The sequence below is a fragment of the Qipengyuania mesophila genome, from assembly GCF_019711655.1.
GTDB lineage: Bacteria > Pseudomonadota > Alphaproteobacteria > Sphingomonadales > Sphingomonadaceae > Qipengyuania > Qipengyuania mesophila.
In genome coordinates this window covers 592,323-616,040 of record NZ_JAIGNU010000001.1, presented here as the reverse complement: position 1 = coordinate 616,040, position 23,718 = coordinate 592,323, and the positions used below count along the sequence as shown (strand labels likewise).

The following is a 23,718-nucleotide window of genomic DNA, read 5'->3' as shown; positions in this document are numbered from 1 at the left end:
ATCTTCGCCAGCCCCGTAACCAAAGGAGCGTGATGTTGCGAAGATTCTCGCCGCACTTCGGCATGAAGAAACTGACCCGCCAAGGCATGATCTTTTTCTCCAGATCGCGAGGGGCGCCGATCTTGATAGCCTGGTCGCTGGCAATTTTGAGGGCTGAGGACACCTTCGCCCTTCTGTTTGTTGTTGGATAGAGGAGGCGCTCTTGTCCGATATCATTTCCGTCAACGGTACCCCGCAGCGGTTGCCCGACGATCCGCGTACATCGCTGCTCGATTTCCTGCGGCAGCACATCGGCCTCACCGGCACGAAGAAGGGCTGCGACCATGGCCAGTGCGGGGCTTGTACGGTGATCGTGAACGGAATCCGCATCAACAGCTGCCTGACGCTGGCTGCCATGCACGACGGCGACGAGGTGACTACGATCGAGGGGCTGGGCACGCCTGACCGGCCGTCCGACCTGCAAAAGGCTTTTCTCGAACATGATGGCTTCCAGTGCGGGTATTGCACCCCGGGCCAGATATGTTCGGCCACCGCCATGTTGCAGGAGATTGCAAACGACTGGCCAAGCGATGCCAGCGAAGACCTCGAAGGCCCTCCGCAATTGACCGGCGAAGAGATACGCGAGCGCATGAGCGGCAATCTGTGCCGCTGCGGGGCCTATGCCAATATAGTCGCCGCAATCCGCGAAGTGGCGGAGAAGAGCGCATGAGACCCTTCGCTTATGGCAGGCCGCGGACGATTGAGGAGGCGACCCGCGTCGTCGCAGACGACGGCGCGATGGCGATCGCCGGGGGCACCAACCTCCTCGACCTGATGAAGCTGCAGGTCGAAACGCCGGAAAAGCTCGCGGACATTAATCGGATCGGTTTCGGCGAGATCGAGGACACGCAGGCTGGCGGACTTTCTCTCGGAGCCTTGGCAACAAACACCGCCACCGCCGTCCATCCCCGCGTTCGTGCCGATTATCCGGTCCTGGCACGCGCAATTCTTTCCGGCGCGACGCAGCAACTCCGCAACAAGGCGACGAACGGGGGGAACCTGTGTCAGCGAACGCGGTGCTTCTACTTCACCAATGTCGATCAGCCCTGCAACAAGCGCGATCCGGGCAGCGGCTGCGGCGCGATCGATGGGGTCGCGAAATTGCACGCCATCCTTGGCACGAGCGAGCAATGTATCGCGACCTATCCCGGAGACATGGCGGTCGCGCTGAGCGCCCTGGACGCCAGCGTCGATATTGCGACGGCCAATGGGGAGAAGCGGACGGTACCGGTCCGCGAGTTCCATTGCCTGCCGGGCGATACGCCCTGGCGTGAGAACGTCCTCGAAGAGGGCGAAATCATTACGGCTATCACCCTGCCGCCTCCGGTGGGGGGCACCCAGATTTACCGCAAGGTGCGCGAGCGGTCGTCTTATGCCTTTGCCTTGGTCTCGGTCGCCGCCATCGTCGAGATGGAAGACGGTCTGTTCACGCGGGCGGACCTTGCTTTCGGCGGTTTGGCGCACAAGCCCTGGCACGATCCGCGTGTCGGCGAAGCCTTGATCGGCCAGCCGCCGACAAGCGAAACGATCGATCGCGCTGCCGACATCCTTCTCGCAGATGCGCGGGGCTTTGGCGAAAACGATTTCAAGATCCCGCTCGCCCGGCGCGCGCTTCACGCCGTCCTCGAACCCGCAGCGGAGGGCGCGGGATGACCGCCCATATGAAACAGGACAAGCCGGACCGGTCCAACCGTCTCGACGCGATGAAGCAGGGGGTGCTTGGCAAGGCCATTCCTCGCATCGAAGGCTTGGCGAAGGTCACCGGAACAGCTCCCTATGCCGCCGAATACGCCGTGGATGGCTGTGCCGAGGGCGTGCTGGCGACATCAACCATTACGTGCGGAAAGGTTCTGAGCATCAACAAGGATGCCGTCCTGGGCATGCCGGGCGTCATCGCAGTCATCGACGATCCCAAACTCATTACCCGCGCGGCGCAAGGTACGGCCGACGAAGCTCCCCAACAGGGGCCGAAAACGGTCTGCTACTGGGGCCAGCCCATTGCCCTCGTGGTGGCAGAAACCTTCGAGCAGGCCCGCGACGCGGCGAAACATCTCGCCGTAGAGTACCGCGAAGAGGAGGGGGTTCCTCTCGATCCCCAGGCTGTCGAGCCGGAAGAACAGGAAGACGAGACCGTCCGGCAGGGCGACCTCGCCCATGCGATGGCCAAGGCCGCTCATACCGTCGATGTCACCTATACGACCAAGGGTCACGCCTCGGCGGCAATGGAGCCGCACGCCGCCATCGCCCGGTGGGATGGCGACAAGCTGACGGTTCACGCGTCGCTGCAGATGCTCAACTACAATATCAGCGAGCTGGCCGACGCGCTGAACATGGAGGAGGTGGACATTCGCCTGATCTCGCGCTTCGTCGGCGGAGGGTTCGGCTCCAAGCTCGGGATCAGCGAAGAAGTCGTCGCGGCGGCGATAGCAGCCAAGGAACTGGGGCGACCGGTCAGGGTCGCCCTTTCCCGACAGCAGGTCTTCCAATGCATCATGCGGCGCTCCGAAACGACACAGCGCTTGCGGCTTGCAGCGGGGGAGGACGGCAGGCTGATAGGCTTCGGCCATTATGCGCTGGCGTCGAACCTACCGGGCGAAACCTTCGTCGAACCGGTCCTGCAATCCTCGCACTTCCTCTACGGTGGCGAAAATCGCGAACTGATGCTCGAGGTTGCCCGTGTCCATCGGATGACCGCGGGTTCGGTGCGCGCTCCCGGCGAGGCGGTGGGCATGCCCGCACTCGAAAGCGCGATGGACGTGCTGGCCGAAAAGGTGGGTATCGATGCGGTCGAATTGCGCCTCAGAAACATCCCGGACCAGAACCCGGAGGAAGACCTGCCGTTCTCCTCGCACAAGCTCGCGGAGTGCTTGAAGCAGGGTGCGGAGGCGTTCGGTTGGGACAGCGGACTGCGCAAGCCGCGCCATTCGCGGGATGGTGAATGGTGGGTCGGCACCGGCATGGCCAGCGCGGCGCGAGTGCACAATATCGCCGAAGCGAGAGCCCGCGTTACCCTGAAGGCCGACGGGACCGCGCTGGTCGAAACCGACATGACCGATATCGGCACCGGCACCTATACCATCCTGGCCCAGCTCGCGGGAGAAATGCTCGGCCTCGCGCCCGACAGCATCCTCGTCGACCTGGGCGACACCCGCCATCCGCGAGGACCGGGCTCTGGCGGCAGCTGGGGCGCCGCTTCCACCGGTTCGGCGGTCTATGTCGCATGCAAGGCCATTCGCGAGGAAATCGCGGACAAGCTGGGGGTGCAAGAAACCGACCTCGATCTTGCGCACGGCACGGCCGCTTCGGGCGAGGCGTTGGTCGACTTGCTCGATGGAAAGGATATCGTTCGCGAGGGTCATTATGAGCCAGGCGACATCGAGGACGACTACACCGCCTCCGGTTTCGGGGCGTTTTTCGCGCAGGTACGCGTCAATCGCTTCACCGGGGAGACGAGGGTCGATCGAATGCTCGGCGCGTTCGGTTTCGGCCGCGTACTCAACCACAAGACAGCGCGATCGCAATGCCTGGGCGGCATCACGTGGAGCATCGGTGTCGCGCTTACCGAGGCGCTCGAATTCGATCCGCGCGACGGGCATCTCGTCAATTGCGACCTCGCCGAATACCACGTGCCCGTGAATCGCGACGTGCCCGACCTCGAGGTTCTCCTGGTCGAGGAGCGCGATCCTGCGGCGAGCCCGATCCAGGCCAAGGGCATTGGCGAACTCGGAATGTGCGGCGGGGCGGCGGCGATCGTGAATGCGATCTACAATGCCTGTGGGGCGCGCATTTTCGATTACCCGATGACGCCCGAGCGCGTCCTGGCAGCGATGCCCGACTGATGCTGGGGCAGCTGGATGCGACCGAGGTCATCGACGAGGACCATGAGGCGCTTACCGCGGCCTGCGAGCCGGGCGTCGGCTTGTGCACCATCGTCGGTATCGAGGGCAGCTTCTCACGGCGGCTGGGTGCTCAACTGGCTGTAAAGGCCGATGGGTCGACGGTCGGAAGTCTCTCCGATGGCTGCCTCGAAGCGCAGCTCGCATCGGACCTCCTCGATTGTGCCGAGCCGCGGGTGATCCGTTATGGTGCGGGATCGGGAAAGATCGACTTCCGGCTGCCATGCGGTGGAGGGCTCGACATCCTGCTCGATCCATTCCCGGACCGGACGGCCTGTCGTATGGCTAGGAGCCAGTTGGCGAAGCGCACCCCCGCCGATCTTACCCTTCCGTGCAAATCACGACTTGCGATACGCCGCTACCTGCCCTCCCTGCGATTGGCGGTTTTCGGCGAGGGACCGGAGTTGGAGTATGTGGAGGAACTGGCCACAACCTTGCGGCTGGATGTGACGACCTACAACAAGACCCACCTGTCGCTCGACAAACCGGCACCGAATTGTCTGCTCGATCGATGGACCGCGGCGCTCTTTCTGTTTCACGACCATGAATGGGAAATGGCGCTGCTCGAACAAGTGCTTGCGAGCGATGTGTTCTTCGTGGGCGCCCAGGGCGGGGAAAGAGCGCGTGAGGTCCGCTCGCTCAGCCTGACCGGTCGCGGCGTACCTGAAGAGCAGATTGCGCGCATCCGCAGCCCGGTTGGCCTTATCCCTTCATGCAAGACCCCCGCGGCGATGGCGCTGTCCGCGCTGGCCGAAGTGGTCGCGCAATATGAACGGCTGTGTACCGGTGCCTGACCGGACGATCGCATTCATCCTGCTCGCAGCCGGTCGCAGTGAGCGATTTGGCGGCGACAAGCTTAGCAGTCCTTACAAGGGCAAGCCCCTGTGGCGTTGGGCCGCCGACGCGGCAGAGCAAGCGGGCTTTCACGAGCGGTTCCTGGTGATCGGCGAGCACTCGTCTGTCCGCGTGCCGGCCGGTTGGGAGGAAGTCGTAAATGCTGATGCCTTAAAGGGCATGGGAACATCCATCGCCGCGGGTGTAGCTGCCGCAATGCGCCACGATCGTGTCGTCATCGGCCTCGCCGATATGCCGATAATGAGCGCAATGCACCTGCGACAGATAGCATCAGGCAAAGGCACTACTTACACTCGATATGAAGACGGCAATGCCGGATGCCCTGCAGGCTTCGAGCGCAAAACCTTCGCAGAGCTGCTCAAGCTGACGGGTGATCGAGGAGCCCGCAATCTGGATCTCCCAAATTCATCCATGATCGAGCCGAGGGATCATGGCTTGCTGCTCGATGTGGATTGGCGAGCAGATCTTTATATCGAACACGCAGCGAGTGGGCCATCTTCGCTCCAACGAGACTAGCTCACGGTCTCGTATCTCCGACTACTAGTTAGCGCTCGCGAATGATTGCCATGCGACGAAGCGGTCACTACGCAAATTGAGGATGGCAGCGCCGCAGAATAAGCCACGCTGGTCGAAAAATGACCAGTTCAAAACTGGTGACGGAGCGTAGGTTTACGATTGCTGGCGAACTCGGGCCGTTGGCAGAATGACCGGGTTGCGGGCAGAGTGATCTGCGGTCGCTTTGTTATCGTTACTCTCTTCTCGAAGGTTGGAATGTTTGATCGCTTTGGTGTCCTGATTCAGTATCTGCTGCCAAAACAGCGTTTGACCGAACTCGCCGGCAGCGTCGCTCGTGCAAAAAAGGGTCGGATGACATCCAGCTTTATCCGCTGGTTCGCTCGGAAATATGGCGTCGATATGAACGAGGCCGAAAGCGCCGATCTTGAGAGCTACAAGACCTTCAACGATTTCTTTGGCCGACCCTTGAGAGCCGGTGCCCGGCCATTGGCAGAGGCCGATTTTGTAAGTCCGGTCGACGGTGCGATCAGCCAGATAGGGGCAATCGACGACCATCATATCCTGCAGGCCAAGGGACATCGATTCACGACTACCGACCTGCTCGGCGGAGACGCTGCCTTGTCGGCCCAGTTCCGCCACGGCAGTTTTGCAAACCTCTACCTGTCGCCGAAGGATTATCATCGGCTGCACATGCCCTGTACTGGCCGGCTGACCCGGATGGTCTACGTGCCTGGCTCCTTGTTTTCGGTGAACCCAGCAACTGCTCGCGGAGTGCGGAACCTGTTCGCCCGTAACGAGCGCGTTGTGTGCGTGTTTGACTCGGGCGAGCACGGGGCCTTCGTGATGGTGCTCGTCGGAGCGACAATCGTCGGGAGCATGGAAACCGTCTGGCATGGTATCGTCAACCCAAAGCGAACCGGTGAGGTCTCCGCCTGGGATTATGCATCTCAACCGATCGTATTGGAGAAGGGACAGGAAATGGGCCGTTTCCTTCTGGGTTCTACCGTGATTCTCTTGTTCCAACAGAACAGCATCGTCTTCAACGAAAGCTGGAAGCCCGAAAGGTCGGTGCGTCTCGGAGAAATGATGGGCAATTCGCCCGACCCTGTAGCAGCTGGATACACAAGCGCTTGAAACCTAAGTTCGCAGTTCTCGCGTCACGCGACCGTGACGAAACGAATTTCTAAACCATCTTGCTCGGCCGCACGAGGCGGTCGAAGGTTTCGGCATCGACAATGCCGAGTTCCATGCCTGCCTCTCTGAGGGTCTGGCCGTTGACTAGCGCGTGCTCTGCAATGGCAGCAGCGTTGTCGTAGCCGATCTCGGGGGCCAGCGCGGTAACCAGCATCAGCGAGCGATCGACCAATTCCGCGATGCGCTCCTCATTGGCTTCGATGCCCTCGACACAGCGCTCTGCGAAGCTGGCCATTCCGATGGCCAGCAACTCGATCGAACGCAGAACGTTCGATCCGATCAAGGGCATGAAGGTGTTCAGTTCGAACTGGCCCTGCATCCCCCCGACGGTTGTTGCCTGATGATTACCAATGACTTGTGCCGACACCATCGTCAGCATTTCGACCTGTGTCGGATTGACCTTGCCCGGCATGATCGAACTCCCCGGCTCGTTTGCTGGCAGCGTCAGTTCGCCGAGGCCCGATCGCGGGCCGGAGGCGAGCAGACGAATGTCGTTGGCGATTTTGTTCAGGGCTACAGCGAGGGTGTTGAGTGCGCCCGAAAAGGAAACGAGGCCGTCCTTGGCCGCGAGCTGTTCAAAGGAGTTGTCGGCCTCGTGGAACTGCTCGCCGGTGATCTCGGAAATCGCCGCCACCATTTCGCTGCGCCACCCCTCCGGCGCATTTAGTCCCGTCCCGACCGCCGTCCCGCCGATTGCGAGGACACGGAGATCACGCTCGATCGACGCTTCGATGCGCTCTCGGCAACTGGCAATCTGTGCGGAGTAGCCCGAGAATTCCTGTCCCAGCGTCAGGGGCGTTGCATCCTGCGTATGGGTGCGTCCAATTTTTACGATGTCGGCAAAGGCGCAGGCCTTGCGGTCGAGCGCCGACTGAAGGGCATGCATGGCAGGCAGCAGTTGGTGCCGCGACGTCAGCACCGTCGCAACGTGCAGTGCCGTGGGAAAGCTATCGTTGGAGCTTTGCGACTTGTTCACGTGGTCATTGGGGTGCACCGGAGTCTTGCCACCACGCGTGCCGGCGAGATTCTCGTTGGCGATTCCCGCGATGACCTCGTTCACGTTCATATTGGTCTGCGTGCCGCTGCCCGTCTGGAAGATGGTCAGCGGAAACTGGTCGTCATACCGACCCGCAATCACGACCTTGGCCGCTGCTTCAATTGCATCGGCGAGCACCACATCAAGGCCATGCTTCCGATTGACCTGTGCGGCCGCCAGCTTCACCGCTGCTTGGGCGTGAACTATCTGGATCGGCATCCGCTGGTGTATGGGGAAGGGGAAGTTCTGTAGGCTGCGCTGGGTTTGCGCTCCCCAATATGCGCCTATCGGAACTTCGATCGGCCCGATGGAGTCGGATTCGGTGCGCGTGTCGCTCATAGCCCTCCTTTCATCATCAAGGTGAATGGCGTGATGCCTTTCGGGGCGAGCAGTTGGCCGATCAATAGGAATTCTCACGAAGTTGCGGGACCCCGCGACAAGGGGACCGAGATTCGGCCGTCTACCGCTCGGGATTGGCCGGCGTTTCCCTCCCCTTTTCCGAAGGATAATCATCGGGCTCAACGGTCGACTGATTCCGAATAGAATCCGCAAGTTCGCTATTTTTGCTTGGGTTCTCGCTTTTTGGGAGATCGGATTTGTCCAGGTCTTCTTTGGCCATCGCTTGCTCGCATTCGGAAACTTGGGATTGTTGAGACCGCAACGCCTTGCGCTGCCGGCCGTAGGACACGGATTAACGGGCGGCCTGCGGGTCCGGGGTTGGGACAAGGACGCCAGACCACCCGGCGCGAGAACATCTCGCGCTCCTTCACAAACGTTTAAGGTTCATACCCCGTTCCAATACACACACCGTCTGAAGGTGAAGGCTTGGTTCTTTGTTCGGGACCTCAATTGTAAGATGCGGTGGCCCGGTTATGATGCAAGTCGTAATTTCTTCAGCGGTCGGCACGCTCGTTGCGATCCACGAGCGCTTCCAGGCCCAACAGCCCGGTCCCGTAAAGGTAGGAGCTGTCGAACTGCGCCAGATCGCGTAGTTGCTTTTCGTCGAGAATCCGCAATCGGGCCTCTCCCTTCATCATTATCGCTCCGCGCTCTTTGAGGGTTCTGAAGCTGCGATTGGCATGCACAGGAGAGATCCCGCAGGCTTCGGCGTAGTCCCGTTGCAGAAGAGGAATGGGAAGTTCGCCCTCCTCGAAGAGGCCAACTAGTCGCAATCGTTCTGCGAGTTCGACGATAAGGTGAGCGATGCGGCCCTCGGCATTGAGCCGACCGAGCCTAAAGATCCATTCCCTGTGCATTGCCGCGTCGAGAAGAGTGGAGAACCAGAGTGCCCGGGCAAGGTGAGGCATCGTCGCCACAAGCCGGCTAAGCTCCGTGTGGGGGACTTCTGCCAATCTGACGGCTGTGAGCGATTGCACGCTGTGATCCAGACGCTTCATTGCATAGCCATGCAAATCGACGAAGTCTCCCGGGATGTTTACCTCCAGCAGCTGGCGCTGTCCCAGTCGATCATCGAGGTGGCGTAGCATGACGCCCTCGATGAGATAATAGCTGTGCTCAAGGCGATCTCCGCGCTCCACCAGCGTTTCTCTCGGACCAAGTGCGACCGTGCGGGAAACTGCGTTCTCGAGCGCAGTGAGCTCCACCTCGCTCAGATCGTGGCGCAATCGGCCGCGAAGAAATCGGTTCATCAGCATAACGAACTCCCGTTGGAGGTGCTCGCTACTGGCCGCAGGCACTGCCGTCAAAGCAGGCATCGCACTCGCTGGGACGGTGCCGCACTATTCGATCCTGTAGTCGATCGGCTTGAAGCTTCCCCCGTTTGACGCATAGGCCGAGCAAGCTGTTAGGCCCACAATCAGCGGTTTGCAGGCTCGGAAGCGGATGAAATCTCCCGGGGTCGTTTGCGGCGGCTGGACGGACAAACGTCCCGTTTCCTGATCGACCGGGACATTCATGAAGACATTGAAAGCCGTAGGAATGGTGTGTTCCTCTATGCCGAAGGGCCCGAGCGCGCGAGCTAGATTCCCGAAACAGCCGGGGTGGACAGGCTTGTCGGGATAGAAGTGGCGAAAGGTATCTGTCGAACAGGGCGTCAGCAGAAAGTCGTGCTCACCAACGGTGTCCTCGACGATCTCCAACAATCGCTCTGATCGGTTGGACCATAGCGCGTTGCCGGAAGTGAGGCGCGTTGTCTCTTCGTAGTCGAAGGTACGCCCATTGGAGATTACCTCGCGAGGATCTTCCCTGCCGTAGGCAAGCAGGTCGCTCACCTGCCCGCCCTCGGGGTCGATCACCACGAGCTCCTGATCCGTGTCGAGGGTAAATGCTACACCGCTACGCGGCGGAATTCGGGTCGTCATTCGTCCGGGGGTCCTTGAAGGGGCATTTCCAGTCCTGGTCTACCGGCCGACCGCTGTATTGTCGTGCCTCGCTGCCATCTCCGTGACGGGCAAGCATCGGGTTGATCGAGCCGCATAGATCGACGTCACGGGCGAGAATGCGTTCCCGCATGCGCTCGTATTGTCCTTGCTCTCGCAATTTCTCAAACTGATCGTGCAGGTTGAAGACCATAGTTGGATAGACCGTGCGTCGAGCGGGGCGTGAAGCGCCCGGATGGAGGCCAACTACGAAGTAGGCTTCCTTGCCGAAGCTCAGCGAAAAGTGCGGGCTATCGGGGGAGGCACTCACTCGTGGGTCATATGGCTGACCGAGCCACGCATCCTTATGAGCCAAGGATTGAAGTCGCTCCCACATCGCTGCCTCGAATTCCTCTTCGCTAAGATCATTGGGACCAGAGAAGACGACCGCCAAGCTACGTAGTCCATCCGGGTCGCTGCGGTATCTTTCACTCCATTCGAGCAGTTCGTGGTGGATACGCATATCGTCCCAAGCGCTGGTCATCGACCAAGCTGAGACCATCTTCAGGGTCCCCCGCGCCATCGCCGATTTTGCTCCGACGCAGGGAAAGTCGGGCGCATCGACGTGATCCCTCAATGCTCGTTCAAGCTTAGCGGGGTCCACCGAAATGAAGAGGGACGAGGGGTCGGAGTAAGATTGCATGGGCAATCTACGCCGAGCGTCAGGCCTCGATCCCTTCATGTAACATTTATCAGCCGTTTTCAGCCTCCTGGGCGCCGCAATTGCGGTCTACGTCACCCATTGTGCTCGCTTCATCGATTTCGGTACTCGTTTTCGGAATGACACTCATCTGGCCGTCGGTCTCCAGGATGACCCAATTCGCATCATCAACCTGAGCCAGCCCATGCGCTCGCAAGGCGGCACAAACTTCTTCCTCCGCGATGCGTGTCTTGCGTAGTGCAGACTGCAAATATGTGCCTCGGTCAACGAGGAGCGTAGGCTCTGCTTTTACCAGTTGCGACACCCAGGAAACCCGTCTCGCTAGGACCGTAATGAGCACTTGAAGAAGAGCTATTACGGCAATTGCTACGACCGCGCGCAATGCCGGGACCGTCTTTAGCAGGATGCCCGATGCTGCCAGGCTGCCGACGGTAATATTTACAATCCAGTCGAAGTTGTTGAGCTGCGCGGTCGCGCGTTTGCCCACCAAGCGCACCATCGCCACTATCAATACATAGAAGAGCAGCGCGCTTAGCGCGGTGTCGAGGATTTCTCCCCACGAAATGAGCCAGTCGGACGTATCAGACATCAAGCAGGCCTGCTGTCACCCAATTTCCCATATACCTGCCGCGTTTCGCCGTACAACGCCGAGTTGTTTGTCGTCCTCGTACAGCACCGCCGTCGAGAGCCCTTGAATGCGTTCCAGCTTGGAAAAAATCCCTTCTAAGTCGTCGGAGTTGTACTCCATGCGCGCATCGACTTTCGGCTCTCCGGAAAGCGTGTAGTGTAGGGAATAAAGCGCCATAACCCTTCTCCGAAGCGACGGGAATCGCGTCTAGCGACGTCATAAGCGGAAATCGATTTGACATATGATGGCTCTCCTAGTGCGACTTGCCGTGAGCGTGATTGGCACATCATCGCCGGTACCCGCTGACCGATAGCCGACATCACGCGGGGCCTTGCGAACAGCCAGTGCTCGACGAGATTGGGTGCGCGACCGAAGTAATGTGCGGCCGCGCCGCAGAATCTGGCGATTTATTCCGAGAGAAGCTCTAATTCTCAAATGTCCTGCTGCTCTGTCCCTTCGCGACCGGCCTTCTTATCTGGCTATCGATCTCTGCTTTTGCTAAAGTCTCAAACGACGGACTTATTCTGCCATCTGACGGATTGTGTGCCAGCGCCGCATTTCAAGGTAAGCCGAATTGCCCACTGCCCATGCAGTAACCCTAAACCCTCTGCGCTTCATAAAGCCAACTGAACCTGAGTAAGGTCTAGCGTATGCCGAGCTACAAACTGATCTTCAAAGCTGATGGTCTTGGGGAACCCAAGAAGATTGAGTTCGAGGGCAACAACGCTGCAGCCGCTTTTAATGTTCTCGCCACCGAAACAGATGCCCGGCACGTCGAGCTTTGGACCAAGGGCGAGATGATTGCCGAAATAACGCGCGACCGCAGCGGGCTCTGGTTGCTGGATGGTGTGTCTCAAGAGAGCGCAGAGCCGTGATCGTAATGGCTCACTTGGAGGTGTGTTCAGGTTTGCCTTCCCGCTTCGTACTGGCCAATTCCTCAAGCTCGCTTTCGGTCATCGAGTCATACATCTCTTGGGATGCGCCCTGAAGATCACTTTTGTCGGTGTCCCCCCGTTTCGCGCTGAGTGCGGCACCTGCCGCCTTCTGTTGAGCTTTGGATTCTGCTGGCACCTATTCTCTCCTTATCGGTTAGCTTCCGACTATGCTGCCCCCGTTGGGGTGTAGAACCTGTCCCGACATATAACTCGCGTCTTCGCATGCGAGGAACAGGAAGGCCGGGGCCACCTCGTTTGGTTGGCCAGGCCGGCCCATTGGTGTATTCTTGCCAAAATCCTCCATTTCCTCGGGAGGCTGTCCGCCGTAGGGGTTGAGCGGCGTCCAGATTGGGCCCGGCGCGACGGCATTTACGCGGATGCCGTCTTCTGCCAAGCTTTTCGATAGCGAGCGCGTGAAAGCGGTGATTGCGCCCTTGGTTGAGGAATAGTCCAGCAAGTTCCTTGAGCCCTCGTACATGGTCACGCTGGTGCAGTTGATAATAGCGCTGCCCTTCCTGAGGTGCGGTCGCGCCGCCTGTACGAGAAAAAACATGGAATAGATGTTGGTTTGAAAGGTCCGGCGGAGCTGCGCTTCGGTGATGTCCGTCACCTCGTCGTCGGGATGCTGCTCGCCTGCAATATTGGCCAATATGTCAAGCCGGCCCAGCGTTTCGACAGTTTCTGTCACCGCCTCTTCCGCGAATTGGCGGCAGCCAACATCGCCTTGAAGGCAAAGACCCTCGCGACCCTCGCTTTCGATGATCGCCATCGTATGCTCGGCATCTTTGCGCTCCTCGTTGGCCATATAGATGATCGCAACATCGGCACCCTCGCGTGCGAACAAAGCCGCGACCGCACGGCCGATGCCGCTATCCCCGCCCGTCACCAAGGCTACCTTGCCGACTAGGCGCCCCGAGCCTGGATACCGCGGACGCCAATCGGGCTTGTCCGCCATCTTGTCCTCTGTGCCAGGCATGCGAGGCTCTTCATGTATCGCGGGTTGGAATGATTGAGACTGTCGCATTCGATACGCACCTTCCTTGTCGTCTCGGGTCGGCTGCCCGCGGAAAGGACTCGCCACTTAACAAGACAATGGTGGCGGACCGGCGATGTTTCTTAGGTGGTGTGGACCGTGGTCCTCATGCGACGAAATGCAGAACGGTTCAGGCCAGTTCAGAATCGCACTGCGAGGGCACTTCTAATTTATGCATCCAAGTTGAGGTCTGCTCGCATAAGGTGCGGCGCTCGCCACTTGCCACACGATATGCCTTATGGTGGCCGCCTGTGGCGGAACTCAAGCATGGATTTGAGCATTAATTCGGTGCGGCACCATTACGACAAATGCTGAATTCCGAGAGGTGAGTTTGCACCACCAACGCTCAAAATCAATTTTCCGCTTCATCTCTATTCCCATCGCTGCTTCGCTGGCCTGCGCGTGCTCCATGCCGCGCGATCCTTCGGGAACAACGGACCGTGTCGAACGAACGCACACGCTCAGATTGGGGGTCGTCATAGGCTCCAAGATGGACGAACCCAGTCGTCGGACTCTTCAGCGTGTCCTCAAGAAGACAGGCGCAAAAGTGCAGCTGTCTCGCGGAGATAGCGAGGACCTGCTTTCACAGATCGAGCAGGGCAAGCTTGATCTGGTTTTCGGCGAATTTCCACGATCCTCTCCTTGGAAGAAGGCTGTGCACTTTGGTTCTGCCCAAGGACGGCTGGGCAAGCCGCCCAAAGATCTGAAGGTGCCAAGATTTGCGATGATGAACGGAGAGAATGGTTGGATTATGCTCATCGAGAAGGCGAGCAAATGACGGAGATACCTGAGAGCCTTAGGGAAGACATGAAAAAGGCCAAGCGCCTTGAGTGGATGACGCTTGGATGGATGAGCACGGTTGTAGTCGTAATGTATCTGACCATGGGTGCCAGTCAGGCCATGAAGACAGCCTTTTTTGAAGATATGCTCGGACTAATTCCAGCCATTACCTTCCTGGTGGCAGCGCATCTGGAGCCCCGCATTCCCACTAGAAAATTTCCTTTCGGTTATTTCAAGGCTAATACCCTTGCCTTCTTCGCGTCAGCGGTCGTTCTGACCTTCCTAGGTCTCTATCTCGTCTTCACCAACGGCTCAGGGCTGATGAAAGCGGAGCATCCGACAATCGGGGCAGTAACTTTTTTTGGCGAGACATTCTGGCTTGGCTGGCTCATGATCGCAGCGCTGGCGTATTCCGTCATACCCCCGGTAATACTAGGTCGAAAAAAGCAACCGATCGCCAAAAGGTTGCGGGATAAGGTGCTCTACACAGATTCACTTATGCAGAAGGCCGACTGGCAGACCGGCTTGGCGGGGATTGCGGGCATTGCCGGTATCGGGCTGGGTTTATGGTGGGCAGATAGTCTGGCGGCGCTAATCATCGCCGTTTCCATCGTGCTCGATGGAGTGAGCGCTACTCGGAGTGCATCCGCCGAGCTTCTCGATGGCTACCCAAGGGAGTTGGAAGGCAGCGGCCTCTCAAAAGAAGCGAAGAAAGTGGAGGACAGGCTCCAGGAGTCCTGGCCCGACGCAAAGATCCGATTGCGAGAGTCCGGGCGATATATCGTTGCTGCCGTCGATGGAGTCGCAATCCCGAAGGGCATTTCTGCACACGAAACACTACCAGATGACGTTCCTTCTTGGCGGCTGCGCCGTGTGTCTTACACACCCACCGGGAAAGAAGGGCTTTAAGCGACTTTGCCGAGTTTACAGATGATCCGGACACAGGCACCGGCTGTTTCGATATACCCTCGGGTCTCACGGATTTGCCGTAAGCGGAGGCAAGCGCCCACCAAAATTGACTTCACCCGACAATGATATGAGCGCGCGCCGCTTGATACCCAAGCCTGTTCAGTCGCTCGTCAACCGCGCTGCATCTTCTCGTGCTTCGGGGCGGACATAAATCGATGAGAGCTCGGGTATCTCTGTACGCAGCTCAGTCTCAAGCGCTTCGATGAATTTTTCGCCTTCGCCGATTGTTATATGATCTTCGAGGTCTGCGCTGATGGCAACAAAGATCTCGCGAGGAGAAGTGTGGATTGTTCGAACATGATTGACACCGGTAACCCAATCCTTTGCCTCGACAAGATCTCTGATCTTGCCCACCAGCTCAGTATCGGCGCTTTCACCAATCAGAAGGCTTTTGGCCTCACGCGCCAAGAGCGCGGCAACCATCGCGAGAATTCCACCAATCACCATGGATGCCATTCCGTCGATCCTTGGAGCATCGAAGACGTGGCTCGCCCAGACACCCACGGCTGCCACTATTAGCCCCGCAAGCGCCGCCGTATCCTCAAAAAGGACCACAAACACGGATGGATCTTTCGACCGCCTAAACTCGCTCCAGATGCCTTGATCTCCTTTGGCAGCCAGAAATTCGCGCAGGGCTATTGTCCAGCTGGTTCCTTCAAGGATGATGGCAATGCCCAGGACGATGTAGTTGACCGTCGGATCGCGCAGGGGTTCGGGGCGACGCCAGTGCGTCAGGCCTTCGTAGAAGGAGAGCCCCGCGCCAACGGCAAAGACGAGAATCGCCACCACGAACGCCCAGAAATACAATTCGCGACCATAGCCAAACGGGTGCTTGCGATTGGGCGGCTTACCCGACCTGTGCTTGCCATATAGCAGGAGGACCTGGTTCAAGCTGTCGACTACTGAGTGAAATCCTTCAGACAACATTGCCGAAGATCCGGTGATCCCGGCAGCGATGAATTTCGCAACTGCGATACCGAGATTGGCCGCTAGGGCTCCAAATAGAACGAGGTTCTCGCGAAAATAGTTGGGCTTTGCCATCTCAGGGACCTGTCCGGGCCCGGGGCGCGAATAGCGATCGAAGTGCCCAGAGGCTGCTGACGAGATAGATAAGGCCAGCAGGCAACCACATCAGGAGGCCGGCGAGCTGTTGATCGGCTAGCCTGTTGGCAGCATAAGTCTGGTAAATCGGTTGCGGTGCCAAGGTAAGCAGCGCGGCGAGCAAGTTCCCTTGCAAGCACACCAGCGTGACCAGAACGAGCGCACTCATCCCGCTCATCCTGCGGTCGCCGGCAGTCGAGACCATCCTCCAGAACACCGCTGAGGTGACGAGGAAGGTCAGGTGCTCGACTGTGTGCAGGATAGGGTCGGCCAGAGCGGCTTCGAACATACTTGGCGCGTGCCAAAGCCAAAGGCCTGCGGCGAAAACGAGCGCTGCGACTGGCGGAGAGAACGGGCTGCCCGCAGCCGATCTGGCCACAGGAGCGCTATTGATAGACCGCCCCACCTTCCGACGTGGCCCGAGCGGAAGTGCCAGCAATGCCACCAGATGCGCATTTCCCAGCGCCAAGAGAGGGCCAGCGACAAGCATCAGCGACAAATGCTGAGCCATATGCCAGGCGAAGCTCTGGTCCGCGAGCCTGTCTACTGGCGAGAACAGCGCCAACACCAGAGTGACGACCGCGCCCACATAGGCGATCACGCGCCAGGGCGGAGCGATCGCGTCACGTTGGCGCCCGCTCATTCGCCGGCATCCCTTTGCGTAGAGTGTCACGGACAGCAAAAGCAGGCTGAGAGCGACCGGCTCGATGCTCCAGCCAGTTTGGCTCTCGTCGCCATGGGCTAGGGCGGGTGCGGCTTCGACCAAGAATGCGAGGGTCAGGGTAGAGTGGGTAAGCCGAGACATTGATGCATTACGAGGATCGAGGTGAGTTGGACTAGCACTGCGAGTGCGAAGACCCCGCTCGTGCAAAGCCCGAAATAGGCCAGGAAGCGTGATCTGCCATCGCCTTGTGACTGTACCGCGCGGTGGCTCCCCTCACCCTCGCTTCGGGTGCGGCGGTAGTTGGCGATCGATGTGCCTAGACCGACAATGATCAGAGCCAGTGCGACGAGATTGATCGCTGCCAACCCAATCAGAGATGCGCCTCCTTCGCCGCAGGCGTCCGCTGCCAGCGCATAGCTGACCACGACCTGCAGAGCGAAGGCTGACGGGGCAAGCACGAGACCAAGCACGATCCGCCAACGAGGGAGGTCATTCCTGAGCGGCGCAGGGTGCGAGACGGCATTAACGAGAGGGGGCAGGTCGCTCATGCCAACCTGGGTCCGAGGTAGATCGTTGCAAAGACGAATAGCCACACTGCGTCGATAAAGTGCCAGTACAACGTCACCAGCGTGCGATGCTGTTCATGCCCAGCATGGATCCTGCCCTGCAGGCTCCACACGAGCGCCACGACCAGGGCCACGATGCCAGCAGCCACGTGCGTCAGGTGAGTGCCGGTAAGCAGGAAATAGATAGAACTGTAGCTGTTCTCGTTCAGCCCGAACGGCTTGTCGGACCATTCTTTCATGCTGAGAGCGATGAACAGGAGGCCGAGAATGATCGTGAGGCCATAGGCTAGCCTCGCGGTAAGGACCCTGCGAGCGCGGGCCGCGCGTTTCCCCCACTCTGCGGTACCGCTAGAAGCAAGCAACACGATTGTCGCCGGAATCGCGATGGCCAAGGATGGCGGACCTCCGGTAGGCGGCCAGTGGGCTGCAGGGCCTTGGGTCGCCAAATAGGCGTAGGAAAAGATCAAATAGGCGAACAGGACCCCTTCGGTCGCGATCACGCACAGCATTCCCCACCACGGTGTACCGACGAGGCCCTGTCCGTGAACTGGCAAGGTCTGCTCAAGCGTACGCGGCTCAGCCATAGACGCGAACCTCTTCTTCGTCTGCAGGCGCGGAATGCGGTTGGAACCACAAGGCAAGGATGACCAACACCCCCAACAGCCCCACTCCGCCGATCCACGGCGACATCAGCAGCATGCCCCCGAACAACACGAGTAGTGCAAGGGCAAGGGCGGCTGGCAGCCAGCTATCGCAAGGCATCTTCAGGATCACATCGGGCTCACCATCAAGCGGTGTAACGGCAATGGTCTCCTTGTCTCGATCGAGCAGGAAACCCTCGGCGAATAGGGACCGGTCCGAATTGCTTTCATCGAGCCGCTCCTCCCAGAGTGGATGGCGCGAGGCGACGAGCGGAATGATCCCGAAATTGTAAACGGGCGGCGGCGATGTCGTGGCCCATTCCAGTGTCGGACCATCCCAGGGATTGGGTCCGGCAAACCGGCCCGAAACGCGTGCGCGAGCAATCTCGATAAAGAACCACAAGAGGGCGAGGGCGAAGAGGAAGGCTCCGATCGTGATGACCAGATTGGTGCCTGAAAAACCCATCCCGGCGCCATAGGTATAGACCCGGCGTGGCATGCCCAGAAGGCCGAGAAGGTGCATGGGCAGGAACGCTATGTTGAACCCACTGAACATGAGCGCAAAGATCCATTTGCCCGTCCGTTCGTCCATCATCCGCCCGGTCATCTTGGGGAACCAGTGATAGATCGCGCCCACTACCGCGAAGAGGTTGATGCCAATCAGGACATAGTGAAGGTGGGCGACGACGAAGTAGGTATCGGTCAGTTGCCAGTCGAGGGCGAGACTTGCCGTCATGACCCCCGAAACCCCGCCGATAACGAACAGCAAGATGACCGATGTGAAGAACAGGAACGGTGTCGTTATGCGCGCGCGACCGGTCCCGATAGTTGCGATCCACGCGAAGACCGAGATCGCACTGGGAATGGCAATTACGAAGCTCGCGGCTGAAAAAAAGCTCATCGCCAGCGTCGGCAGCCCGGTGGCGAACATGTGATGGACCCAGACGCCGAAGCCGACGACCATCGTGGCTACCGTTGCCATTGCAACGAGCGTGTAGCCCACCAGCGGACGCCGACAATGAACCGGCAGCGCGTCTGAAACCATCCCCATCGCTGGCAGCACAATTGCATAAACCCAGGGGTGGCCGAACATCCAGAACAGGTGCTGCCACAGTAGCGGCTGCCCCCCTCCGCCTATCTCGAAGAAATGTGTGCCAAGGTTGCGGTCCATGAACAGCATTAGGCAAGCAAGGCTGACAGCCGGTATGGCGAACAAGTTGGCGACTGACGCAGTCAGGGTGCCCCATACGATGATCGGTAGCCGGTTGATGCTCATGCCCGGCGCGCGCATACGCAAGAGGGTCACGATGAAATTCGCCGAGCCCACCGTCGTCGAAATTCCGAGAAAGATCAGTCCGGCGCAGTACACATCGATATTGGGTCCCGGATTGAACTCGGCCGACGCCTGGGGAACGTAGTCGAACCAGCCGCTGTTCGGGGCTGCACCCAACGGAAAGCTCACGTAGAGAAAAGCTCCCGCCGCCAGGAATAGCCAGTAGCTGAGCGCATTGAGCCGGGGAAACGCCATGTCGCGGTTCCCCAACATCAGTGGCCAGAGGTAATTCGAGAAGCCTGATAGGATCGGCAGTGCGTAGAGGAAGATCATCGTCACGCCGTGCATGGAAAACAGCTGGTTGTACTGTTCGGGCGAAAGTAGGTCGCTGTTTGGTCCGGCCAGCTGGACCCGCATGGTTAGCGCCTCCAGTCCACCGATGACCAGAAACGCGAATGCCGTGACGAGGTATCGTATGCCGATCACCTTGTGATCGACTGACCCAAGCCATCCTTTGAGCCCCGCAGCTTCGGCCCAGGCAAGCTCGAGGGTCTGGGCGATCTCGGCGGGAATCGGCGAGGCCGGTTCTCGCTGGTCGACGGGTTCAGCGGAATGTGCGCGGCCCAGTTGGGTTGCAGCGTCGTCGTAGGCGGTGCTCATTCGAGACCCTCCAGCCAGGTAACAATGCGCTTTCGCTCGTTGGGGGTCAGTTGGACGCGCGGCATATCGACACCTGGCTTGATCGCCTGAGGGTTTGTGAGCCACCGGTCGAGATTGGCTGGGGTATTCGGCATCCATCCGGCGGCGATCGTTCGACGTGACGCAAAGTGAGTTAGATCCGGACCGATGATGCCGCCGGCTGCGGTGCCGCGTGCGGTGTGACAGGCGCCACAACGACTTTCGAAAAGCGCTTGCGCGGTTTGCGCGGCGAGAAGCGCATCAGGATTTTCCGAAGCCGGAGTGGACGATTGAGATGCAGCCGCGGCATTCGATGGAGCGGCATTGTCGAATGCTGCTGTGGTTCCGGCGGCCGGCAGGACTTCGCGAGCCACCCATTCGCGAAACTGTCCAGGGGGAACTGCGTGTACGGTAAAGGCCATCCGCGCATGCTCGAGCCCGCAATATTCTGCGCATTGACCGAGATAGGTTCCCGCCACGTCGGCCTGCAACCATGTCTGGTTGGTACGGCCGGGGATCATGTCCATCTTGGGACCCAGCTTGGGCACCCAGAAGTCATGGATTACGTCGCCGCTCGAAAGCTGCAAGAGGACTGGAGTGCCGACCGGGATTACCAGCTCGTTGGCCGTCGCGATCTCCAAGCCATCCAACTGATAGCGAATGTCCCACCACCACCGATGCCCTGTTACCTGGACCGTCAAGGCCGGGTCGCTCGGCTGCTCCGCAAGAAGGCGAGTGGTTAGAAAGTTCCATATCGCCATGGCCACGAGGACCGGGAGCGAGAGCCCGACACCCCACCAGATCAGCGCAAGACCATCACCATCGCGGGCTACGTCTTGCAAAAGGGCGGTCTTCGCCCGCGCGCGCGAACGGCGGATAGCCAAAGCAATTAGAACTGCGATGATGATGATCACCGCCACCGAGATGGCAGTAAAGCCCCAGGCAAGCGACTGAAGCGCGAGGGCGCTGCGACTTCCACCGTCGGCCATGTAGCTGAGCGGAGCCTTCCCGATCATTGGCCTTCCAAGATGGGCGAGCCTGCCTTGGAGGTACTGCCCTCATGGTCATCGCCCAAACGAGAGTCGTACGCTTGGCCAGGCTTTACCGAACCCCCCAGCGATTCGACGAAGGCGGTAAGCTGCCAAATCTCTTCCGGTGGCAGGGCAACGCCCCAAGCCGGCATGCCTTGTGGCCGGCCTTCGAAGATTGACTTGTAGACCTGCGCGGGGGCCCCGCCATATCGCCAGTAGCCATCGTTGAGCGGGGGGCCCATGCCTCCGCCGCCGGTATAGCCGTGACAGCCGGAACAGTTCATCGCGTTGAACATCTTCTTGCCCTCGGCGATCACGCCGGGGCCGCTGCCAAGCGGGTTCTTCATCTCGATCGGTCCGCGGGGGACTGCGCCACCCGCCAGATCGCCGAGCGGGACCGCCGCGGGACCATCGTAGCCGGTGTTACTCAAAACTGCCGGGCTGAGCCCGGTCCCGCGGCCGGTGTGCACTGCCCATCCCGTGGTCGCTGCACCGAATGCGGCGGACGCGATTGCAACGGCGATGATCCCAGCTGTACGCATCATCCGCGGCTCCCGGGAGCGCCCTGCTGGGGTGCTTCGCCTTCGGGGTGCGCCGCGCTACTATGCGTGCCTTCGACCTGTTTTCCGTTCAGCGAGAAGACGTAGAGCGTGGAGCCCCGCGGCGGGTAACCGTCGCGCCCGGCTTGCACACCTGCCGCGCCGCCTACGCCACTGGCGATGGCGATATACTGGACGCCGTCGGGTCCCCGGTAAGTCATCGGTTGGCCGATAATTCCGCTCGATAGCTTCTGCTGCCAGAGCACTTTCCCGTTGCGCGCGTCGACCGCACGGAACCAGCCATCACTTGTGCCATAGAAAACGAGATGACCCGCGGTCGCCAGTGCTCCCGACATCACCATGAATTTTTCTGGGATGCGCCAGGCAGCATGTCCCTCGATTGGATCCCAGGCGATGAACTGACCCCAGTCGCCGTCGGGGCCGTCGACACTGAACCGTTCCATCTCCATCCCGTCATAGGGCGTGCCAGCGATGTAGCTGACCTTGTGGTTGGTCAACTTCATGCAGATGTTGAATGCACCCAAGTAGACTAGCCCGGTCTGCGGGCTGTAGGCGGGGGGCTCCCAGTCTTTTTGACCGATGTCTGGCGGGCAAATACGGTCGAGCGTCTTTTCCGGCTTGGGTTCCATCGCCGGATCAACGATGGGTCGACCCGTCTCATAATCGAAACCGGTCGACCAGTTCTGGTAAGCGAAATTGTCAGCCTTGAGCACCTCACCGGTCTCGCGATCGAGGACATACGCGTAGGTGTTCCGATCAAAGTGCACGATCGTCTTCCGCATTTTTCCGTTAATCGGAAGATCGAGCAGCATCATCTCGTTGACGCCGTCGTAGTCCCACTGATCGTGTGGTGTGAACTGATAGGCCCAGACTGCCTCGCCCGTATCTGCATCACGGGCGAAGACAGCGCTCGAGAACAGGTTGTCTCCCGGGCGCTGGACCGGAACGCGAGGGCCAGGATTGGACGTTCCGTAAAAAATTAGGTTGGTTTCGGGATCGTAGCTGAAGAAGCCCCAAACTGCTCCCGCCCCGTGCTGGGCCATTCCCTTGGGCCAAGTCTTGAGCCCAAGGTCCTCGCCTTTGAGGTGCGGGTAGAAAGGCTTGTACCTGTCACCAATCAGAGTGTGCTCGTCGTCACCTACCGAATAGGCGCGCCATAATTCCTTGCCCGTTGCGAGGTCCAGCGCCGCGGCCCACCCGGACACGCCGAGTTCCCCGCCCGAGTTTCCGACAAAAACTTTGCCATCAGCGATGAATGCCGAACTCGTCATGGTCACGCCCTTCGAGACGTCCGCCATCTCGGTGCGCCACACTTCTTTGCCGGTTTTGAGATCGACCGCAACGACGTGCGCATCGAGCAGGCTGTAGACAAGCTTGCCGTCGCCGATCGCCCAGCCGCGCAAGACCGCATCGCAACACGCCTTGCCGATTGCCATAGGCGACGGGTTGGGTGAATACATCCACTTGATCGGAGCGCCCGGCTTCGTCAGGTCGAGTGCATAAGAGCGGTTGGGGAATGGAGAGACAACATACATAGTGTCTCCCTGAACGAGCGGAGCGCCTTCGTGACCGTAGAGAGCACCGTCGGAGAAGGTCCAAGCCACTTTCAACTGGTCGACGTTCTTCTCGTTGATATCGGAAAGTTCGCTGTATCGGCTGTTGGCGAAATCTCCAGCTTGGCTCGTCCAATCGCCGGACGACTTGCGTGGCGCCGGGTTGAAGGTGCCATGCGGCACAGCCTTGGAAGCCTGTCTGCTTCCGTCAGGTGTCTCGGATGTCGTATCGCACCCTGAAAGCAAGATACATCCGGCCAAAAGCGCAAGTGACCACCTACTATGGCGGGAAAATGATGCGTCTGAACGCTTTGGTGTCGAGCGCGCCAACGAGTTTGGCCCCACGCTCCTTCTCCTTGAGCCACGTCTGGTCTTCGAGGCGGCTGACAGCGCTGGCAGCTAAACTGACGCGAGCCATCCCGACTTAAAGAGAATGGGCCTCTCGCCCGTTCGTTCCCAGCGGCCTTGTTAAAGCAAATGCACCTGCCGGTGAGGGTAATGAGGGCACAACTGTCGGAGGCCTCGCGATAGGCAGTCCGCTAGCCCCGCCGCTATGTCGCACAGTCGAATGGCAAAGAGGCTCATGGACTGAGATTGTTGGCTTTTGGGATATCTGCTTCAATTGGAGACAAGTTGCGACCAGACTGACCGCACCGCCACGGGCCTATGCCGCCAGGCATGGGCCGGGGCGGATACGCGAGCGGCTGAGAACCCTCAGGGTCGGACTCGGA

The 23,718-nt window shown here is 59.6% G+C and carries 27 protein-coding genes; 9 read left to right on the top strand and 18 right to left on the bottom strand.

Going from position 1 to position 23,718, the window contains the following annotated elements:
- The first annotated feature begins 211 nt into the window (after positions 1–211).
- From K3181_RS03085 to asd, 6 genes are all read left to right on the top strand, one after another.
- Complete coding sequence (locus K3181_RS03085; RefSeq protein WP_425594543.1) at positions 212–709, top strand: 2Fe-2S iron-sulfur cluster-binding protein; 498 nt, start codon at positions 212–214, stop codon at positions 707–709.
- Complete coding sequence (locus K3181_RS03080) at positions 706–1,692, top strand: FAD binding domain-containing protein (protein WP_221600693.1); 987 nt, start codon at positions 706–708, stop codon at positions 1,690–1,692. The genes K3181_RS03085 and K3181_RS03080 overlap by 4 nt, the downstream gene beginning before the upstream one ends.
- A complete protein-coding gene (locus K3181_RS03075) occupies positions 1,689–3,878 on the top strand; it encodes a xanthine dehydrogenase family protein molybdopterin-binding subunit (RefSeq protein ID WP_221600691.1) in 2,190 nt (729 codons plus the stop codon). The genes K3181_RS03080 and K3181_RS03075 overlap by 4 nt, the downstream gene beginning before the upstream one ends.
- Positions 3,878–4,729 (top strand): XdhC family protein, encoded by an 852-nt coding sequence (locus K3181_RS03070; RefSeq protein WP_221600689.1) that lies wholly within the window; start codon positions 3,878–3,880, stop codon positions 4,727–4,729. The genes K3181_RS03075 and K3181_RS03070 overlap by 1 nt, the downstream gene beginning before the upstream one ends.
- Positions 4,704–5,306, top strand: coding sequence for a nucleotidyltransferase family protein (locus tag K3181_RS03065; protein WP_221600687.1), 603 nt, complete (start codon positions 4,704–4,706; stop codon positions 5,304–5,306). Before K3181_RS03070 ends, K3181_RS03065 begins: the two co-directional genes overlap by 26 nt.
- Before the next feature lie 159 nt (positions 5,307–5,465).
- A complete protein-coding gene (gene asd, locus K3181_RS03060) occupies positions 5,466–6,440 on the top strand; it encodes an archaetidylserine decarboxylase (protein WP_247714845.1) in 975 nt (324 codons plus the stop codon).
- 49 nt (positions 6,441–6,489) lie between these two features.
- On the opposite strand, the gene K3181_RS03055 is transcribed toward asd, so the two are convergent.
- From K3181_RS03055 to K3181_RS03025, 7 genes are all read right to left on the bottom strand, one after another.
- Positions 6,490–7,875: a class II fumarate hydratase gene (locus K3181_RS03055; protein ID WP_221600685.1), complete on the bottom strand. Its 1,386-nt coding sequence runs from the start codon at positions 7,873–7,875 to the stop codon at positions 6,490–6,492.
- A 121-nt stretch (positions 7,876–7,996) separates the two neighbouring features.
- The gene (locus K3181_RS03050; protein WP_221600683.1) at positions 7,997–8,224 is read right to left on the bottom strand and encodes a hypothetical protein; all 228 of its coding nucleotides are present in this window, start codon (positions 8,222–8,224) and stop codon (positions 7,997–7,999) included.
- A gap of 205 nt (positions 8,225–8,429) precedes the next feature.
- On the bottom strand, positions 8,430–9,191 hold the full coding sequence (locus tag K3181_RS03045; RefSeq protein ID WP_221600681.1) for a Crp/Fnr family transcriptional regulator: 762 nt from the start codon (positions 9,189–9,191) through the stop codon (positions 8,430–8,432).
- Between the two features lie 84 nt (positions 9,192–9,275).
- The gene (locus K3181_RS03040; protein ID WP_221600680.1) at positions 9,276–9,857 is read right to left on the bottom strand and encodes a DUF1989 domain-containing protein; all 582 of its coding nucleotides are present in this window, start codon (positions 9,855–9,857) and stop codon (positions 9,276–9,278) included.
- On the bottom strand, positions 9,832–10,557 hold the full coding sequence (gene gntA / locus K3181_RS03035) for a guanitoxin biosynthesis heme-dependent pre-guanitoxin N-hydroxylase GntA (protein WP_221600678.1): 726 nt from the start codon (positions 10,555–10,557) through the stop codon (positions 9,832–9,834). Before gntA ends, K3181_RS03040 begins: the two co-directional genes overlap by 26 nt.
- Before the next feature lie 49 nt (positions 10,558–10,606).
- Positions 10,607–11,164, bottom strand: coding sequence for a DUF421 domain-containing protein (locus tag K3181_RS03030; RefSeq protein WP_221600676.1), 558 nt, complete (start codon positions 11,162–11,164; stop codon positions 10,607–10,609).
- 15 nt (positions 11,165–11,179) lie between these two features.
- Positions 11,180–11,380 (bottom strand): hypothetical protein, encoded by a 201-nt coding sequence (locus K3181_RS03025; protein WP_221600674.1) that lies wholly within the window; start codon positions 11,378–11,380, stop codon positions 11,180–11,182.
- Positions 11,381–11,853: 473 nt separating this feature from the next.
- On the opposite strand from K3181_RS03025, the gene K3181_RS03020 reads away from it, so the two are divergent.
- A complete protein-coding gene (locus K3181_RS03020; protein ID WP_221600672.1) occupies positions 11,854–12,078 on the top strand; it encodes a hypothetical protein in 225 nt (74 codons plus the stop codon).
- 10 nt (positions 12,079–12,088) lie between these two features.
- Here K3181_RS03020 and K3181_RS03015 read toward each other — a convergent pair whose 3' ends face one another.
- The 3 genes from K3181_RS03015 to K3181_RS03005 form a co-directional block, all read right to left on the bottom strand.
- Positions 12,089–12,274 carry a DUF3008 family protein gene (locus tag K3181_RS03015; RefSeq protein WP_221600671.1) on the bottom strand — a complete coding sequence of 62 codons (186 nt, stop codon included), beginning with the start codon at positions 12,272–12,274 and terminating at the stop codon, positions 12,089–12,091.
- Between the two features lie 18 nt (positions 12,275–12,292).
- Positions 12,293–13,093 (bottom strand): SDR family oxidoreductase, encoded by an 801-nt coding sequence (locus K3181_RS03010; protein WP_425594533.1) that lies wholly within the window; start codon positions 13,091–13,093, stop codon positions 12,293–12,295.
- Positions 13,094–13,432: 339 nt separating this feature from the next.
- Positions 13,433–13,582: a hypothetical protein gene (locus K3181_RS03005; protein WP_221600667.1), complete on the bottom strand. Its 150-nt coding sequence runs from the start codon at positions 13,580–13,582 to the stop codon at positions 13,433–13,435.
- 79 nt (positions 13,583–13,661) lie between these two features.
- Between K3181_RS03005 and K3181_RS03000 the strand changes: the two genes are divergently transcribed.
- Positions 13,662–13,949, top strand: coding sequence for a substrate-binding domain-containing protein (locus K3181_RS03000; protein WP_221600666.1), 288 nt, complete (start codon positions 13,662–13,664; stop codon positions 13,947–13,949).
- A gap of 29 nt (positions 13,950–13,978) precedes the next feature.
- Positions 13,979–14,860: a cation efflux transmembrane domain-containing protein gene (locus K3181_RS02995; protein ID WP_247714844.1), complete on the top strand. Its 882-nt coding sequence runs from the start codon at positions 13,979–13,981 to the stop codon at positions 14,858–14,860.
- A 159-nt stretch (positions 14,861–15,019) separates the two neighbouring features.
- On the opposite strand, the gene K3181_RS02990 is transcribed toward K3181_RS02995, so the two are convergent.
- From K3181_RS02990 to K3181_RS02955, 8 genes are read right to left on the bottom strand one after another with little or no spacing between them, the layout of a single operon-like run.
- Complete coding sequence (locus K3181_RS02990) at positions 15,020–15,961, bottom strand: cation diffusion facilitator family transporter (RefSeq protein WP_221600662.1); 942 nt, start codon at positions 15,959–15,961, stop codon at positions 15,020–15,022.
- Between the two features lies 1 nt (position 15,962).
- On the bottom strand, positions 15,963–16,826 hold the full coding sequence (locus K3181_RS02985) for a cytochrome c oxidase assembly protein (RefSeq protein WP_282099748.1): 864 nt from the start codon (positions 16,824–16,826) through the stop codon (positions 15,963–15,965).
- Positions 16,799–17,233: a hypothetical protein gene (locus K3181_RS02980; RefSeq protein ID WP_221600658.1), complete on the bottom strand. Its 435-nt coding sequence runs from the start codon at positions 17,231–17,233 to the stop codon at positions 16,799–16,801. The genes K3181_RS02985 and K3181_RS02980 overlap by 28 nt, the downstream gene beginning before the upstream one ends.
- On the bottom strand, positions 17,230–17,835 hold the full coding sequence (locus K3181_RS02975; RefSeq protein ID WP_221600656.1) for a cytochrome c oxidase subunit 3: 606 nt from the start codon (positions 17,833–17,835) through the stop codon (positions 17,230–17,232). Before K3181_RS02975 ends, K3181_RS02980 begins: the two co-directional genes overlap by 4 nt.
- On the bottom strand, positions 17,828–19,825 hold the full coding sequence (gene ctaD, locus K3181_RS02970) for a cytochrome c oxidase subunit I (protein WP_221600654.1): 1,998 nt from the start codon (positions 19,823–19,825) through the stop codon (positions 17,828–17,830). Before ctaD ends, K3181_RS02975 begins: the two co-directional genes overlap by 8 nt.
- Entirely contained in the window at positions 19,822–20,859 is a 1,038-nt protein-coding gene (gene coxB / locus K3181_RS02965) for a cytochrome c oxidase subunit II (RefSeq protein WP_221600652.1), read from the bottom strand. The genes ctaD and coxB overlap by 4 nt, the downstream gene beginning before the upstream one ends.
- Positions 20,856–21,419 (bottom strand): c-type cytochrome, encoded by a 564-nt coding sequence (locus K3181_RS02960; protein ID WP_221600650.1) that lies wholly within the window; start codon positions 21,417–21,419, stop codon positions 20,856–20,858. Before K3181_RS02960 ends, coxB begins: the two co-directional genes overlap by 4 nt.
- Positions 21,416–23,170 carry a PQQ-dependent dehydrogenase, methanol/ethanol family gene (locus K3181_RS02955; RefSeq protein WP_221600648.1) on the bottom strand — a complete coding sequence of 585 codons (1,755 nt, stop codon included), beginning with the start codon at positions 23,168–23,170 and terminating at the stop codon, positions 21,416–21,418. The genes K3181_RS02960 and K3181_RS02955 overlap by 4 nt, the downstream gene beginning before the upstream one ends.
- Positions 23,171–23,718 lie beyond the last annotated feature (548 nt).

Bases quoted from the DNA above. Each gene is read 5' to 3' on its own strand.
- K3181_RS03080 (WP_221600693.1), top strand. From the start codon at position 706: ATGAGACCCTTCGCTTATGGCAGGCCGCGGACGATTGAGGAGGCGACC.
- K3181_RS03075 (WP_221600691.1), top strand. From the start codon at position 1,689: ATGACCGCCCATATGAAACAGGACAAGCCGGACCGGTCCAACCGTCTC.
- K3181_RS03070 (WP_221600689.1), top strand. From the start codon at position 3,878: ATGCTGGGGCAGCTGGATGCGACCGAGGTCATCGACGAGGACCATGAG.
- K3181_RS03065 (WP_221600687.1), top strand. From the start codon at position 4,704: ATGAACGGCTGTGTACCGGTGCCTGACCGGACGATCGCATTCATCCTG.
- K3181_RS03055 (WP_221600685.1), bottom strand. From the start codon at position 7,875: ATGAGCGACACGCGCACCGAATCCGACTCCATCGGGCCGATCGAAGTT.
- K3181_RS03045 (WP_221600681.1), bottom strand. From the start codon at position 9,191: ATGCTGATGAACCGATTTCTTCGCGGCCGATTGCGCCACGATCTGAGC.
- K3181_RS03040 (WP_221600680.1), bottom strand. From the start codon at position 9,857: ATGACGACCCGAATTCCGCCGCGTAGCGGTGTAGCATTTACCCTCGAC.
- gntA (WP_221600678.1), bottom strand. From the start codon at position 10,557: ATGCAATCTTACTCCGACCCCTCGTCCCTCTTCATTTCGGTGGACCCC.
- K3181_RS03030 (WP_221600676.1), bottom strand. From the start codon at position 11,164: ATGTCTGATACGTCCGACTGGCTCATTTCGTGGGGAGAAATCCTCGAC.
- K3181_RS03025 (WP_221600674.1), bottom strand. From the start codon at position 11,380: ATGGCGCTTTATTCCCTACACTACACGCTTTCCGGAGAGCCGAAAGTC.
- K3181_RS03020 (WP_221600672.1), top strand. From the start codon at position 11,854: ATGCCGAGCTACAAACTGATCTTCAAAGCTGATGGTCTTGGGGAACCC.
- K3181_RS03010 (WP_425594533.1), bottom strand. From the start codon at position 13,093: ATGGCGGACAAGCCCGATTGGCGTCCGCGGTATCCAGGCTCGGGGCGC.
- K3181_RS03005 (WP_221600667.1), bottom strand. From the start codon at position 13,582: ATGGAGCACGCGCAGGCCAGCGAAGCAGCGATGGGAATAGAGATGAAG.
- K3181_RS03000 (WP_221600666.1), top strand. From the start codon at position 13,662: ATGGACGAACCCAGTCGTCGGACTCTTCAGCGTGTCCTCAAGAAGACA.
- K3181_RS02995 (WP_247714844.1), top strand. From the start codon at position 13,979: ATGAAAAAGGCCAAGCGCCTTGAGTGGATGACGCTTGGATGGATGAGC.
- K3181_RS02990 (WP_221600662.1), bottom strand. From the start codon at position 15,961: ATGGCAAAGCCCAACTATTTTCGCGAGAACCTCGTTCTATTTGGAGCC.
- K3181_RS02985 (WP_282099748.1), bottom strand. From the start codon at position 16,826: ATGTCTCGGCTTACCCACTCTACCCTGACCCTCGCATTCTTGGTCGAA.
- K3181_RS02980 (WP_221600658.1), bottom strand. From the start codon at position 17,233: ATGAGCGACCTGCCCCCTCTCGTTAATGCCGTCTCGCACCCTGCGCCG.
- K3181_RS02975 (WP_221600656.1), bottom strand. From the start codon at position 17,835: ATGGCTGAGCCGCGTACGCTTGAGCAGACCTTGCCAGTTCACGGACAG.
- ctaD (WP_221600654.1), bottom strand. From the start codon at position 19,825: ATGAGCACCGCCTACGACGACGCTGCAACCCAACTGGGCCGCGCACAT.
- coxB (WP_221600652.1), bottom strand. From the start codon at position 20,859: ATGATCGGGAAGGCTCCGCTCAGCTACATGGCCGACGGTGGAAGTCGC.
- K3181_RS02960 (WP_221600650.1), bottom strand. From the start codon at position 21,419: ATGATGCGTACAGCTGGGATCATCGCCGTTGCAATCGCGTCCGCCGCA.